Source organism: Bradyrhizobium sp. CCBAU 051011 (assembly GCF_009930815.1).
Lineage (GTDB): Bacteria > Pseudomonadota > Alphaproteobacteria > Rhizobiales > Xanthobacteraceae > Bradyrhizobium.
The window spans coordinates 2,473,207-2,486,821 of sequence record NZ_CP022222.1 but is presented as its reverse complement, the minus strand read 5'-3'; the positions used below and the strand labels follow the sequence as shown (position 1 = coordinate 2,486,821).

Annotated in this window: 14 protein-coding genes; 5 read left to right on the top strand and 9 right to left on the bottom strand. The window is 62.7% G+C overall.

Going from position 1 to position 13,615, the window contains the following annotated elements:
• Positions 1-93: 93 nt before the first annotated feature.
• From ACH79_RS11785 to ACH79_RS11765, 5 genes are all read right to left on the bottom strand, one after another.
• Entirely contained in the window at positions 94-828 is a 735-nt protein-coding gene (locus tag ACH79_RS11785) for a thioredoxin family protein (protein WP_161851171.1), read from the bottom strand.
• Between the two features lie 12 nt (positions 829-840).
• A complete protein-coding gene (locus ACH79_RS11780; protein WP_202639221.1) occupies positions 841-1,182 on the bottom strand; it encodes an SRPBCC domain-containing protein in 342 nt (113 codons plus the stop codon).
• Positions 1,182-1,670, bottom strand: a complete 489-nt coding sequence (locus ACH79_RS11775) for a helix-turn-helix transcriptional regulator (RefSeq protein WP_246738500.1) — start codon at positions 1,668-1,670, stop codon at positions 1,182-1,184. Before ACH79_RS11775 ends, ACH79_RS11780 begins: the two co-directional genes overlap by 1 nt.
• 128 nt (positions 1,671-1,798) lie before the next feature.
• The gene (locus tag ACH79_RS11770) at positions 1,799-2,053 is read right to left on the bottom strand and encodes a DUF3551 domain-containing protein (protein ID WP_161851170.1); all 255 of its coding nucleotides are present in this window, start codon (positions 2,051-2,053) and stop codon (positions 1,799-1,801) included.
• A gap of 83 nt (positions 2,054-2,136) precedes the next feature.
• Positions 2,137-3,114 (bottom strand): tripartite tricarboxylate transporter substrate binding protein, encoded by a 978-nt coding sequence (locus tag ACH79_RS11765; RefSeq protein WP_161851169.1) that lies wholly within the window; start codon positions 3,112-3,114, stop codon positions 2,137-2,139.
• 153 nt (positions 3,115-3,267) lie between these two features.
• Between ACH79_RS11765 and ACH79_RS11760 the strand changes: the two genes are divergently transcribed.
• Together ACH79_RS11760 and ACH79_RS11755 are read left to right on the top strand one after the other, a co-directional pair.
• Positions 3,268-3,687: a VOC family protein gene (locus tag ACH79_RS11760; RefSeq protein WP_161851168.1), complete on the top strand. Its 420-nt coding sequence runs from the start codon at positions 3,268-3,270 to the stop codon at positions 3,685-3,687.
• A 203-nt stretch (positions 3,688-3,890) separates the two neighbouring features.
• Complete coding sequence (locus ACH79_RS11755; RefSeq protein WP_161851167.1) at positions 3,891-5,471, top strand: AMP-binding protein; 1,581 nt, start codon at positions 3,891-3,893, stop codon at positions 5,469-5,471.
• 109 nt (positions 5,472-5,580) lie between these two features.
• Here ACH79_RS11755 and ACH79_RS11750 read toward each other — a convergent pair whose 3' ends face one another.
• From ACH79_RS11750 to ACH79_RS11735, 4 genes are all read right to left on the bottom strand, one after another.
• Entirely contained in the window at positions 5,581-6,876 is a 1,296-nt protein-coding gene (locus ACH79_RS11750; protein WP_161851166.1) for a cytochrome P450, read from the bottom strand.
• Between the two features lie 266 nt (positions 6,877-7,142).
• Positions 7,143-8,240, bottom strand: a complete 1,098-nt coding sequence (locus tag ACH79_RS11745) for an HD-GYP domain-containing protein (RefSeq protein ID WP_161851165.1) — start codon at positions 8,238-8,240, stop codon at positions 7,143-7,145.
• A 321-nt stretch (positions 8,241-8,561) separates the two neighbouring features.
• Positions 8,562-10,844, bottom strand: a complete 2,283-nt coding sequence (locus tag ACH79_RS11740; protein ID WP_161851164.1) for a molybdopterin cofactor-binding domain-containing protein — start codon at positions 10,842-10,844, stop codon at positions 8,562-8,564.
• Complete coding sequence (locus ACH79_RS11735; RefSeq protein ID WP_161851163.1) at positions 10,841-11,332, bottom strand: (2Fe-2S)-binding protein; 492 nt, start codon at positions 11,330-11,332, stop codon at positions 10,841-10,843. Before ACH79_RS11735 ends, ACH79_RS11740 begins: the two co-directional genes overlap by 4 nt.
• Before the next feature lie 336 nt (positions 11,333-11,668).
• On the opposite strand from ACH79_RS11735, the gene ACH79_RS11730 reads away from it, so the two are divergent.
• From ACH79_RS11730 to ACH79_RS11720, 3 genes are all read left to right on the top strand, one after another.
• Positions 11,669-12,457, top strand: a complete 789-nt coding sequence (locus ACH79_RS11730; RefSeq protein WP_161851162.1) for an alpha/beta fold hydrolase — start codon at positions 11,669-11,671, stop codon at positions 12,455-12,457.
• Positions 12,454-12,798, top strand: a complete 345-nt coding sequence (locus ACH79_RS11725) for a hypothetical protein (RefSeq protein WP_161851161.1) — start codon at positions 12,454-12,456, stop codon at positions 12,796-12,798. Before ACH79_RS11730 ends, ACH79_RS11725 begins: the two co-directional genes overlap by 4 nt.
• A 65-nt stretch (positions 12,799-12,863) precedes the next feature.
• Complete coding sequence (locus ACH79_RS11720; RefSeq protein ID WP_161851160.1) at positions 12,864-13,538, top strand: dienelactone hydrolase family protein; 675 nt, start codon at positions 12,864-12,866, stop codon at positions 13,536-13,538.
• The last annotated feature ends 77 nt before the right edge of the window (positions 13,539-13,615 follow it).

The window sequence follows — 13,615 nt, the reverse complement described above, 5'->3', positions numbered from 1 at the left end:
TGCAATACTCTCCGGTATTTCTTGTCGATACGACGTCATTCCGGGGCGATGCGCAGCATCGAACCCGGAATGACAACTGAAGGTTAGTGACAACTAACCATGACAACAAGATGCCTGAACCTGCGCCGGCCGGTATTGGTCACGTAGCCGCACCCAGTCCATCGGATATGGCAGCCCCTCCTCGTGACGCCCGAGCGGGGTCAGGTCGAGATAGTGATAGGCGGCGTTCATCATGTCGAGGCCGCGCGAGTAACAGGAATAGGTATGGAAGATGTTCCCCGTCTCGTCGCGATAGAACACGCTGATTCCGGGCGCTTCCTCGCTGCCGAACGGTGTGGTTCCGTAATTGTAGTTGCCGCCCGCCGCGATCTGCTCCGGCGTGAACGAGACACCATAGTCGTAATTGAACGTGTTACCGCCGGACGACAGCCAGTCGAAGGTCCAGCCCATTCGCTGCTTGAATGCGGCGAGCTTTGGCAGCGGCGCGCGCGAGATCGCGACCATCGTGGTGTGCCGGGCGGCAAGATGCGGGATCATCCGCTCGAATCCGTCAGCCCAGAACGAGCAGCTCTTGCAGGCCTCGTTCCAGTCGGGCGCGAACATCAGGTGCTGCACCACGAGCTGGCTGCGCCCCCTGAACAGGTCCCCAAGCGACACCTTGCCATCAGGGCCGTCGAACACGTAATTCTTCTCGACCCTGACCCAGGGCAGAGCGCGGCGCTCCTCGTTCAGGCGCTCGCGCGCTTTGGTGTACTCCTTCTCATGCGCGAGATGAGCCTTGCGGGCGGCGATCCAGTCATCGCGGGAGACGACTCTGTGCGGCTGCATCGGCGGCTCTCCTTAAGCAAGATGCGTTTCGAGCTTGGCCAAGAGCTCCGTCCATCCGCGCTCGTGACTGTCGCGCGCTTTCTCATCGACGAACTGCGCGTGATTGAAGACGAGCAGCGTGCCGCTGCCTTCCGGCTTGATCGAAATGGTCACCAGCGATTCACGCTCCGGCGTGGAATGCCATGCCCAGCTAAACACCAGTCGCCGGTTCGGCACGACCTCGCGATAGACGCCGCCGACCTCGTTATAGTTGCCGTTGGCGTTGAAACTGATGCGGTAGCGGCCGCCGACGCGCAGGTCGATGTCGGCCTTCACCGAGCCCTCCTCTACCGAGGCAGGCCCGAACCATTGCACTAGCTTTTCCGGGTCGGCCCACGCGGCGTAGACCTTTTCGGGCGCCGCGTTGAGCCGGCGCGTGAGGGTGAGGCTGGGCCGCGCGGCGAGTTCGGCATCGCGGGCGGGGTCTTGCTTGGCAAGGCTTGACTGGGTGGCCATGGGTCTTCCTCCACAAAAGCGGCAAGGCGGTCGAGATTGTCGGACCAGAAGCGCTGGTAGCGATTGAGCCAATCCATCGCCTGCTCCATCGGGCTGGCGGTGAGCCGGCACGCCACCGTGCGCCCGGTCTTTTCGCGCGCGATCAGGCCGGCGTCCGACAGCACATCGAGATGCTTCATGATCGCCGGCAGCGACATCGAAAACGGCTGCGCCAGTTCGCTGACCGACAGGCTTTCGCGGTCGCCGAGCCGCGCCAGCAGCGCGCGCCGGGTCGGATCGGACAGCGCCGCAAAGGTGCGATCGAGAACATCTTCCTGATACTTAACCATATGGTTTAGTATAGACACAAACGAAACGCCGTCAAGCCGGAGACTGCATCACGGATTCGAGAGGCGACAACCAGAAATGCAAATGGCCGGATCATCCGGGCTTCTTGAGCTGGATGATCCGGCCATGTTGCGGAAGCAAAGCGCGATCAATAATCCCGATAAACCCGCATACGCCGCTGCTGTCCGTAGGCGACGCGCGGATTGATGTTGCAGTAGAGCGCGCGGCCTGAGGCCGATGCCATGCACTGACCGTAGGTAGCGTAGGAGCAGTCACCGGGAATGCCGATGCCCCGGCCCTGCAGGCAATAGGGGTAATCATACGCCGCAGCGGGCGAGCTGCCCGCCACAGTGGCGGCTGTCGCCGCCGACAGCGCCAATATCGCTAACAGTGCATTGCGCATCTTCGATCTCCTCCGTGTGACGCAAAAACCGCGTGGTCTTTGCCAGAAAACACCGCGTCCGCGCCGATGTTCCGTGAGGTAGATCACTGCACTTTCTCAACCTTGGCTTCCTCGATCACCTTCTTCCACTTGTCGGTTTCAGCCACGATCATCGCGCCAAACGCTTCCGGCGTGCCGATCAGCGGTTCGCCGCCGAGGTCGAGCAGGCGCGCCTTGATCGCCGGCTCGGCGAGCACGGCGTTGATCTCCTTGTTCAGCTTCTCGATGACCGCCTTTGGCGTGTTCTTCGGTGCTCCGACGCCGAACAGCGCGCTCGCCTCGTAGCCCGGGACGGTGTCGGCGAGAACAGGCACGTCAGGCAACAGCGGCGACCGCGCGGTACCGGTGACCGCCAGCGCCCGCACCGAGCCGGCGCGGACATGCTGGAGAATCGAGGGCATGTTGTCGAAAATCAACTGGACTTGACCGCCGAGCAGGTCGGTGATCGCCGGCGCAGCGCCGCGATAGGGCACGTGCTGCATCTTGGCGCCGGACATCGCCATGAACATTTCGCCGGACAGATGCACCGATGTGCCGTTGCCCGACGACGCCAGGTTCACCTTGCCGGGATTGGCTTTCACATACGCAATGAACTCCGCGGCCGTCTTGGCCGGCACGTCCTTGTTGACCGTCATCACGTTCGGCACGCGATTGAACGCGGCAATCGGCGCAATATCGCGAATCACATTGAATTTCAGATTGGCGTAGAGCGAGGCGTTGATGTAATTCGCCGGGTTGACGAACAGCAGCGTATAACCATCGGGCTCGGCGTTGATCACCGATTCGGTGGCGATGTTGTTACCGGCGCCAGGCTTGTTCTCGATCACGAATTGCTGGCCGAGCCGTTCCGAGAGCCGCTGGCCGAGCAGCCGCGCGATAATATCGGTCGCGCCGCCCGGCGGATATCCGACGACCCATTTCACCGGCCGGGTCGGGTAATCCTGCGCCGAAACGCTGGCGATCGAAGTGGCCGTGGAAAGGCCGATGACGGCCAGACAAATCGCGGTACGACGTGAAATCATAAGACTTCTCCTTGGAGGCCGGGATTCAGAGCCCAGTCCGATTCTATTGAGGCGCGGTTCTATTGAACCGAACGCGGCCCGCGTTGTAACAAACAAAGTCAGGTGCGGCCAGTGCGACACAGATGCCGCAGACCGCGACGAAAGGATTAAGACATGTCCGTCAGGGTTAACGCGCTCGACCATCTCGTGATCAATGTCTCCGACGTGGCGCGTTCCACCGAGTGGTACCGGAAAATCCTCGGCATGGAGGTCAAGGTATTCGATCCTGGCCCGGGCAAAACGCCGCGGACCTCGCTGGTGTTCGGTAACCAGAAGATCAATGTACGGCCGCGCGATGCCGACAAGGTGGAGTGGTTCACGGCCGACCACGAGACCGCCGGCAGCGACGATCTGTGTTTCCTGACGTCAAGCACGCCGGATGAAGTCGTGAAGCATCTGAAGGCCAACGGGATTGCGATAGAGGAAGGCCCGGTCGCCAAACAGGGCGCCCGCGGCACGCTGCGATCGGTCTATTGCCGGGACCCGGATGGGAGTTTGATCGAGATTTCTTCGTATGAAGGCGATGGAGGCTAAGGCGCAGCCTCTCCCCGTCATTGCGAGGAGCGAAGCGACGAAGCAAACCATGTCTCGGCGCGTGGCGTCATGGATTGCTTCGCTTCGCTCGCAATGACGACGAGAGAGCCCCACAAACTCCCGATTTGATCCCCGCGCCGTCCGATGGCAGAACTACTCCCAAGCAAGATCAAAAGCCGCCGCAAGGCCGCACGGGAGGAATTATGCCAGCTTCACAATCTGCGCCGGGCATTGTCGGACCATTCGCAGGCCTCGACGTGCCGTGGCTGTTGCGGATGCGCGCCGAGAGCCGACGCAACCATCCCTTCCTGATCTGGGCGCCGTTCGATGGCGCCGCGCGAAAATGGTCCTACGGCGAATTTAACGAACGTGTCGGCGCGCTTGCCGCCGGCCTCATCAAACGTGGCGTCAAGCCCGGCGATTATGTGCTGATCCACCTCGACAATTGCATCGAGGCCATGCTGGCCTGGTTTGCCTGCGTCGAGCTCGGCGCGATTGCGGTCACCACCAACACCCGTTCGGCGGCAGCGGAGATGGAGTATTTCGCCGGCCATTGCGGCGCGGTTGCCGCCATCACCCAGCCGGCCTACGCCGAACTGATCTCGGCCAATTGCCGCGGCCTGCGCTGGATCGCCGTGATCTCGCATGATGCCGGAGCTGCGCCTGCGCAAGGCGCGTCGCGGGGCGACAGTTTTGAATCCCTGTACGCCGACAGCGCCGACCGGCCGCGCCGCGCAACCGATCCATTCGCGCCATGCAGCGTTCAATATACGTCCGGCACCACGTCGCGGCCGAAGGCGGTGCTGTGGACGCATGCCAATGCGCTATGGGGCGCCAAGATCAACGCCGCGCATGAAGACCTGCACGCGGGCGACGTGCACCAGACCTATCTGCCGCTATTCCACACCAACGCGCTGGCCTATTCGATGCTGGCAACGCTGTGGGTCGGCGCCTCCTGCGTGATCCAGCCACGGTTTTCGGCCAGCCGGTTCTGGAGCGTCGCGCTCGAACACAACTGCACCTGGACCTCGACGATCCCGTTCTGCATGAAGGCGCTGCTGGAGCACGAGATTCCGAACAACCACAAATTCCGGCTCTGGGGCACCGCAGTATCCGAGCCGCCGCCATTTGCCGCCTTCGGCGTCAAGACGATCGGCTGGTGGGGCATGACGGAAACCATCACCCACGGCATCGTCGGCGAGGTCGACCAGCCCAACACGCCGATGTCAATCGGCCGCGCCGCCCCGGAATACCGGATCCGCATCGTCGAGGATGACGGCACGCCGACGGATGTCGGCGGCACCGGCAATCTCCTGATCAAGGGCATCCCCGGCCTGTCGCTGTTCTCGGAGTATCTCCACAACGAAAAGGCCACGCGTGAAAGCTTTGACGAGCACGGCTATTTCATCACCGGCGACCGCGTCACGTTGCTCGAGAACGGTTTCATAAAATTCGGCGACCGCACCAAGGACATGCTCAAGGTCGGCGGCGAGAACGTCGCAGCGTCCGAGATCGAGCAGGTAATCGCGGTGGTGCCCGGCGTGCGCGAGGCCGCCGTGGTGGCGAAGAAGCACCCGATGCTGGATGAAGTGCCGGTTGTGTTCATCATCCCGCAGGCCGGCGTAAAGGGTGCGCCGGCCGATCTGCATGATACGGTGATGGCTGCGTGCAAAACCAGTCTCGCCGATTTCAAGGTGCCACGCGAAATCCACTTCGTCGACGACATGCCGCGCTCGACGTTGGAAAAGGTGGCGAAGGCGGAATTGCGGAAGATGCTGGGTTGATGGCTTGTAGGGTGGGCAAAGCGAAGCGTGCCCACCATCTATCGACGACAGCGCAAGAATGTGGTGGGCACGTCGCTAACGCTCCCTTGCCCACCCTACGCAATGCTGTTCAACTCACCTCGAACCTGATCGGCAACCTCTTCGGGCCGTTCACAAAATAGGCCTGCGTCATCTTCACTTCGCCATCAAGCGCGATCGATTTCAGGCGCGGCAGCAGTTCCTCGAACAGTATCCGCATCTCCAGTTTCGCCAGATACTGGCCGAGGCAAAGATGCGCGCCGTAGCCGAAGGCGACGTGGCGGTTGGGCTTGCGGTCGCAGCGGAACGAATATGGCTCCTCGAACACGTCCTCGTCGCGGTTGCCGGACGCGTAGCACAGCATCAGCCAATCGCCTTTTGCAATTTTGCGTCCGCCGAGCTCGGTGTCCGCCGTCGCCGAGCGCATGAAATGCTTCACCGGCGTCATCCAGCGGATCGCCTCGTCGACCAGTCCCGGAATCAGCTCGGGATTGGCCTTCACCTTTTCGAATTGCGCGGGATCCTCCGCCAGCGCCCAGATCGCGCCGGCGGTCGAGGATGACGTGGTGTCGTGGCCCGCGGTGGCTACGATCATGTAATAGCTGGTGGCGTCATGATCCGGCATGTAGTCGCCGCCGATCCTGGCGTTGGCAATGACGGTGGCGAGGTCGTCGCGCGGGTTGCAGCGGCGGTCCTCGGTGATGGCGCGGAAATAGGCGCCGAAATCAGCCACCACCGCCTGCATCATCCCGGAGAACTGCTCCGCCGTCAGCTTTTCCCTGATCCGCGCCGTATCGGGATCCTGCGGGCCGAACAGCTCCTGCGTCAGCTTGAGCATGCGCGGCTCGTCCTTTTCGGGCACGCCGAGAATTTCCATGATGACGTGCAGGGGATAGCCAAGGGCCACGTCTTCGACGAAATCGCAGGCACCGCCCTTATCGAGCATGCGCTGCACGGTGGCCCGCGCGATCTCGCGCACGCACGTCTCGAACTTTCCAAGATTGGCGGGCATGAACCAGCCCTGGGTCAGCGCGCGGTATTTCGGATGGTCGGGCGCATCCATCTGCACCAGCGAACGCACCAAGTTGGGCCCGCCGGTGATTTTGCGGACGCGTTCTTCCACCGCGCGGTTGGTCAGCGTGGTCGGCCGGTCGGCATTGTGGAACAGCTCGTTCTGGCGGCTGATGGCCTGGATATGCGCATGTTTCGTCACGACCCAGAACGGATCGAACCCTTCGGGGTGCGCGATGCCGAGCGGATTGTTGGCGCGCAGCCAGCGGTAACTGTCATGGATGCGATGATCGGCATAGGCCGCCGGGTCGACCAGCGTGGCGGCAATATCGGCGGGAATGTCGAGGTTTCCGCCTGAGGTCGCTGTCGTGTCCATGGATTTCCTGCCAGCGATCGTTAGTCATCGGCTGAGCCGATGATCGCCGATAACTAGCGGGCTGAAAAGTGGCATGCTTGCGTTGAGCGGCTACGCTCTCTCCGCGTCATTGCCTGCGACAAACGCGAAGCGTTTGCGCAAGGGAGCGTGAGCGACGATTCAATCCACCATCCGTTATGCGGCACTATGGATTGCTTCGCGGAGCCTGTCATCGGGCGCGCATTCGCGCGACCCGTTGGCTCGCATGACGGCGGGGAGCCAGACGCTCAATAATACCCGAACGCCACCGGGCGGAAGGCGTGCAGCAGATGCTGGTCGAGCTTGTCGCCCATTTCTTCCATCATGCCGAAGGCCCGGGCGTGGGTGAACTGCAAGCGGTAGGCGCGCTTCTCGACCAGCGCCGCGTAGATGTCCACGATCGTGGTCAGCCGCACGATGTCGCTGATCTCCTTGCCGCTCAGCCCATTGGGATAGCCGGTGCCGTCGAGAAATTCGTGGTGATGCAGCACCACGTCGAGCATCTCCGGCGGGAAGCCGCCTTGTTCGGCGAGCGCATCATAGCCGCGGCGTGGATGCTGGCGCATCTCTTCCATTTCTTCCAGCGTCAGCGGGCCCGGCTTGTCCAGGATCGCCACCGGAATGAACGCCTTGCCGACGTCGTGCAGCAGCGCCGCCCGCGCCAGACGGCGCTGGTCGTCCTCGCGCATGCCGAGATGCTGCGCATAGGCGACCGCAAAGCCGGTGACGAACAGGCAATGGCGGTAGCTGCCGGCGTGATGGCAGCCGACCGTCGTCAGCCATTCGCGCAAGGACGAATGCTTGATCGCCTTGAGAATCTTGTTCTCGGCCTCGACGATGTCGGAAAATTTGAGGGGAACGCCGGCCGGAATCTTTTCGAAGATCTTGACCATCACGGCATGCGCGGCCTCGACGCCCCTGTTCAGGGCCTTTCCGCGATCGGTTTCGTCAAATCCATCGCTGTCCGGAAACGCGGCGCGGATCCGCTGCAGAATGCCTTGCGCGTCGAACGGACGTGCTATCGTATCGGTGGCGCCGAGCGCCCACGCCTGCATCGATCCATGGTGAAGCGCGTCCGCCAGCACGAACAGCCGCGGCATCTCGCGATAGGCCTCGGCGCGCAGCTTGTTGCGCACCAGTTGCACGCTCTCGGCGGAGCGCAGATTGATGTCGACCACGATTCCCGCCAGATCGCGCCCCGGCGCGTCGGGAATGTCTGATGTCGCGATGGTGTCGACCTGACCGACCGATCGCAGAATGCTGGCGAGCTCGCTGCTTTGATCGCTCCGATCCGAAGCCAGCAGCAGCCGGCGCTTGGTCGAAGTCTTGTTGGCTACCGATGTCATGAAACCCCAGACCCCTAGCGGTGATGACGTGCAACCGAGGCTAGCGGATAAGGAGTTCCTCGGGGCTTAAGAGGCATCGTGAATATAGGCTAGCGTGAACGCTAAAGTTTTAGCGATCTGGTTCGTGATGCGCTGCACCCACAACGTCCCGCGACCGTCAGCATCCGCGAAAGCGGATGATGATCCAGTGTGACGGCCGCGGAGACGGCATGGCCACGGCGTACTGGATGCCCCGCATGCGCGGGGCATTGAGAGGGGCAAAGAAAAATCCGCCGGAAGCCCTGCCCCCGGCGGATCATTCATCGACCGATGACGCTCGTCTTACGCCTTCATGCTTGCCTTCACTGCTTCGGCCGTGATCGGCAACGAGCGGATGCGCGCGCCGCAGGCGTTGAAGATGGCGTTGCCGAGCGCCGGAGCGACCACCGTCACTGCCGGCTCGCCGACGCCGGTCGGCTTGTCGCCATTGGCGATGACGTTGACGGCCACTTCCGGCGTCTGGCTCATCCGCAAGGGCGTGTAGGTATCGAAATTGGTCTGCTCGATACCGCCGTCCTTCAACGTCGCCTTCTCATACATGGCGAGCGAAAGGCCCCACAGCGCCGCGCCCTCGACCTGGGCACGGATGTTGTCGGGATGCACCTGCATGCCGACGTCGGTCGCCACGGTCAGTTTCTTGACCTTGACCTCGCCGGACGGCGACACCGCAACATGGGCCACACAGGCGGTCCAGCTTGCGGTTGCACGCTCCTGCGACGAGACGCAGGCGATGCCCATGCCCTCGCCCTTCGGCAACTTGGTGGTGCCGTAACCGGCCATGCCCATCGCCGCCAGCAGGGTATTGCGCAGGCGTTGCGCGCCACCGTCGTTCTTGCCTTTGCCGTCCAGCATCGCGATGCGGTACTGCGCGGGATCCTGGCCGGCCGCATGCGCGAGTTCGTCGATCATGCTTTCGACCGCCCAGAAGGTCCACCCCGGCGCCACCGAGCGCAACTGACCCGACGGGGTGGCGGTGTGCGCCAGCTCGTTCTTGATCGCGCGCACATTGTGATTGGGCACGGAATAGAAGAAGTCCGCGCCATTCACGGTGAACGAGTCCAGCGGCCCCTTCTTGTCGACCGAAGGCGTCAGGAAATCGGGGATTCCCCAGCGCGCGGTCGGCCACGCCGAGACCACGTCGTGATTGAGCGCAATCAGCTTGCCATCGCCGTCGAGACCCGCCTTGACCTTCTGGAAGGTCAGCGGACGCGAATAGTCCATGGTCATGTCGTTTTCGCGCGAGTAGATCACCTTGACCGGCTTGCCGACGGCCTTCGCCGCTTGTACGGCAGGCACCATCATGTCGGCATCGAGCCGCCGGCCGAAGCCGCCACCCAGCCACATCTGGTGCATCACGACGAATTTTGGATCGATCCCGGCAGCACCGGCCGCGATCGCGCCAGAGCGCGTCGCGAACTGGTTGCCGGAATAGATGTGCAGGATATCGCCCTTGAACTCGGCGGTCGCGTTCATCGGCTCCAGCGGCGCATGGATGTTGATGCTGGTGGTGTATTCGGCTTCCAGCACCTTGGCCGCGGTCCCGAAGGCCGCCGCCGTGTCGCCGTCCTTGACGAAGAACTGCCCGGAATCGTCGAGCGCCTGCAGCCGCTTGGCCTCGTCGATCAACGACTGGCTCGACAGCTTGGCGTTCGGGCCATTGTCGTAGGTGATCTTCAGCGCATCGGCCGCCTTGCGGGCGTTGGCATAGGTATTGGCGACCGCCACCACCCAGCCGGACGTGCTGCCGGTCTTGTCGTCGAGTGTAACGGCCTTGATAAAGCCCGGCACCTTCTTGGCCGCACTGTCATCGACCGATTTCACCGTGGCGCCGAAACGCACCGGCGGGGTGATGACCTTGCCGTAGGCCATGCCCGGCAGCATGACGTCGATGCCGTATTTGGCCGTGCCGTTGACCTTTGGAGGAATATCGAGCTGCGGCACCGAGACGCCGATCATCGTGTATTGGTCGGGCGTCTTGAGCTTGATCGCCTTGAGTTCGTCCGGCGTGAAGGTCTTGGTGACCTTGCCGCTCTTGACGATGTCGGCGAAGCTCATCTGCTTCTTCGACTTCGTGTGCGCGACGGTGGAGTTGCGCACCACCAGCTCGCCGGCCGGCACGCCCATGATGCTGCTTGCTGCTTCCGTCAACGCGATCCGGCCCGCGGCGCCCGCGCGGCTCATCGCATCGAAGTTCATCATCGTGCTCCAGCTACCGCCGGTAATCTGCGCGCCCAGCACGGGATCGTTGAACTTCGGATCGTTGGAGGCGAGTTGCACCCGCATGTCCTTCCAGTTCGAACCGAGTTCTTCGGAAACGATCTGCGCCATGGTGGACGCGATGTGCTGGCCCATGTCGGCCTTGCCGCAGGTGACGGTGACGATGCCGTCGGGCGCGATCGAGTACCAGACCGAAGGTTCGAAGCTGGAGGGTGCGGCGAGCGCCTGATCGATGCCGGGGACCGCGGCATAACCGAGTACGAGGCCTGTGGCGGCCGAGCCGACCAGGAACGAGCGGCGGCTGAGATCGGCAGATGCGCTGCCGGCGACTTTCACGTGCGTATTCATGTGGCCCTCCGCTCGGTGCCGGCGTTGGAGGCGGTACGCATTTCGGATGCGGCGCGCATGATCGCCTTTTGAATGCGCGAATAGGTCATGCAACGACACAGATTGCCGTCCATATGCGCGACCACTTCATCCTTGGTCGGATTGGAATTCTTGGACAGCAGCGCCGCTGCCTGCATGATTTGCCCGGACTGGCAGTAGCCGCATTGCGGTACCTGCTCGGCGATCCAGGCCTTCTGCAAGGGATGATCGCCCTTGGCGGACAGACCTTCGATGGTGGTGATCTTCTTGCCGGCGATCTCGCTGACCAGGGTCTGGCAGGAGCGAACGGCTTCGCCATTGACGTGAACCGTGCAGGCGCCGCAGAGACCTGCGCCGCAGCCGAATTTCGTACCGGTCATCTGCAATTGCTCGCGGATCACCCACAGCAGCGGCGTATCGCCAGCCGCCTCGACGGACATATTCCGTCCGTTGATATTGAGATTAGGCATGTTCGCTCCCCTTCCGGTGTATGAAGCCGCTTACGGCGGCATCTCACTTTGGGTATTGGCCGGCACCCACCGGGTCGATGCCGGTCGGCGCGAAGAATGATACCGAACTTTCCCGGAGGCAATGCAGTTTGGAATCGTTCGAAAGGAATAAAGCTTTTCAAGCTGTCGCTTGTGCGCTGCGGCAAGGGCTTGTCATGGGCTTGTCAATCACGCGCGCGTGGCGGGCGCATCTTCCGTTTCCGCATTTCCTACTGCCGAATGAATCGCGCTAGGATGCAGCAGGCGATGACGGCTCCGCGCCCGAATTTGCGATGATTTTGCTTTGGGAAATCGACAATGCCGATAATCGATCGCGACGGCGTCAAGATCTACTACGAGGTCCACGGCTCTGGCCCACCGCTGTTGCTGACTCACGGCTATTCCTCGACAAGTGGGATGTGGCAGGGCCAGATCGCGGCCTTGTCGAAGCATCACAAGCTCGTGTTGTGGGACATGCGCGGCCACGGCCAGTCCGGTTACCCCGAGGATACCGCAGCTTACAGCGAAGCGCTGACGGTCGCCGACATGGCGGCGCTGCTTGATGCCGTAGGTGCCGACAAGGCGATCGTCGGCGGGCTCTCGCTGGGCGGCTACATGTCGCTGGCATTCTACCGCGCCTATCCGGATCGCGTTCGCGCGCTCCTGATCATCGACACCGGCCCCGGCTTCAAGAAGGACAACGCCCGCGAGATCTGGAACAAGCGCGCGCATGACACCGGCGACCGCTTCGAGCGCGAGGGGCTGGACGTTCTGAAATCGGCCAGCCGCGAGCGCTCCAGCGTCACCCATCGCGATGCTACGGGCCTTGCGCGCGCCGCGCGCGGCATGCTGACCCAGCGCGACGCCCGTGTGATCGAATCCCTGCCTGACATCAAGGTGCCTTCGCTGATCGTGGTCGGCGCCGACGACACGCCGTTCCTCGCCGCCTCCGACTACATGGCAGCCAAAATTCCCGGCGCGCAGAAGGTGGTGATCCCGGCCGCCGGCCACGCCGTCAACATCGACCAGCCGCAAGCCTTCATCGATGCAGTGCTGCCGTTCCTCGACAGCCTCGATGCCAAGGCAGCACAGAAAGCCGCCTCATGAAGACGACCGCTCTCGCCCTTGTCCTGATCGCAGGCAGCATCACGCAAGCTGCGGCTCAACAATTGCCGCCGATTGGCGGCCCCTACCCGCCACCTTTTACCGAGATGCTGTCGAACAACATACCGCTGGCGTTCGGCATGGACGCCAATGAGGCCGCGCATGCGCTCGGCGTCCCGCTCAATTATGTTCGCGGCCGGCCCGGCGAGGAAATCTTCCTCGCCTTCCGCAACATCGGCGGCAGCGGGCTGTTCTACAAGAAGGACCGGCTCTTCCTGCAATTCCGTAAAGGTCGGCTGGCCGGCTGGAAGGGCGACTGGGGTCACAACTGGATGTGGCAGTAGCCGCCTCTCGAACAGACCCTCGCAATCGACTTCGTGCAAACAACCCAAACAAAAAGGGATGACCCGTGGGACAGGATATCAAACTGACGGCTTCGGACGGCTTCAAACTCGGCGGCTATCGCGCCGATCCCGCTGGCGCGCCGAAAGCGGCCATCGTGGTGATTCAGGAGATCTTTGGCGTCAATCACCACATCCGCTTGGTCTGCGATCGGCTGGCAGCCGAAGGCTATGTCGCGATTGCGCCGTCGATCTTCGATCGCACCCAGCCGAACTTCCAGTGCGGCTATTCACCCGACGAGATTGCGACCGCGCGAAAGTTCATCGCCAATCCCGACTGGGACGCGATGCTGCGCGATACCCAGGCAGCGATCGATGCGGTGAAGGATGTCGGGCCGATCGGCATCATCGGCTTCTGCCTCGGCGGCAGCATCGCCTATGCCGCGGCGACCAAGCTGTCCGGCCTGTCGGCCGCGGTCGGCTACTACGGCGGCGCCGTCGTCCGCTTCGCCGACGACAAGCCCAACGTGCCGACGCAGCTGCATTTCGGTGAGAAGGACGCCGGCATTCCGCTGACCGATGTCGAGACCATCAAGGCCAAGCGGCCGGAGGTCGAAGTCCACATCTATCCCGGCGCGCAGCACGGTTTTCACTGCGACGAGCGCGCCAGCTACGACAAGGCCAGCGCGGATATTGCTTGGCCGCGCAGCCTGGCGTTTTTCGCCAAGCATTTGAAGAAGTAAGGCGTCTACTCTCCGCCGTCATTCCGGGGCGATGCGTCAGCATCGAACCCGGAATCTCGAGATTCCGGGTCTGGTCC